The 943-nt window shown below is 35.8% G+C and carries 1 protein-coding gene; it reads left to right on the top strand.

Annotation, left to right across the window (positions count from 1 at the left end):
- Positions 1-92 precede the first annotated feature (92 nt).
- The coding region (locus VK90_RS26730; protein WP_156185500.1) for an IS4 family transposase at positions 93-943 on the top strand (851 nt) is incomplete at its 3' end.

Genomic DNA, 943 nt, shown 5'->3' with positions numbered 1-943 from the left:
CACATCCATCAACTTAAGGATTTAGACTATTCTTGAAGTTAAAAGCACGTTACTATTCTCTTATGTTAATGAGAAAGGGTGACGTGCTTTTTATGAATATGCATCAAAAACAAGAGTTGTCTTTATTTGCCGAAGAGTTATATCGCTATATGTCTCCCGCTACACTTAATCAATTAGCTATAGAAGCAGGCGGAATGAAACGAAAACGTAAGTGCCATGGGCACCATTTTTTATCTTTGTGTGTATGGTTAAATCAACAAATCGCTACTACCTCTCTTACTCAACTTTGTAGTCAATTAGAAACTTCAACAGGAATTTTATTAAGTCCTGAGGGACTTAATCGGCGATTTAACTCGGCTTCTGTAGCCTTCTTTCGAACTGTATTCACTACACTTCTACAAGCTAAAATTGGGGGACTATCTAAGATTTCTCATACTCTTTCTACTTACTTTGAGCGTATTCTTATCCTTGATTCTACAACATTTCAAGTGCCGGATCGATTTGCATCTACTTATCCTGGTGCCGGAGGATGTAGTCATAAAGCTGGTGTAAAAATTCAACTAGAGTATGACTTGTTGAGTGGAGAATTTTCTGATGTGAAAATTGAACCAGGAAAACGAAGTGATCAGGCGTATGGTGCGACTCGAACAGGTATGGCGCAAAAGAATGAACTATATATTCGTGACTTAGGATATTTTCGTTTACAAGATTTTAAGTCTATTCAAGATAAGCAAGGATATTATTTATCACGTCTTAAGTTACCAACTAAAATATATAGAAAAGAATTCGAAGCAGTCGTATTTAAAACAAAACCCGCTCAATTAAAACCGGTATATATACAAATTCATTTGGAAGATATCATGAAACAATTGCAGCCTGGCCAAGTGTATGAATTACATGATGTATATGTAGGGAGCAAAGACAAATTACCTACTCGTATTGT

The organism is Bacillus sp. LK2 (genome assembly GCF_001043575.1).
Classification (GTDB): domain Bacteria; phylum Bacillota; class Bacilli; order Bacillales; family Bacillaceae_G; genus Bacillus_A; species Bacillus_A paramycoides.
The sequence above is the reverse complement of the archived record's forward strand: the minus strand, read 5'-3'. Positions and strand labels throughout refer to the sequence as shown.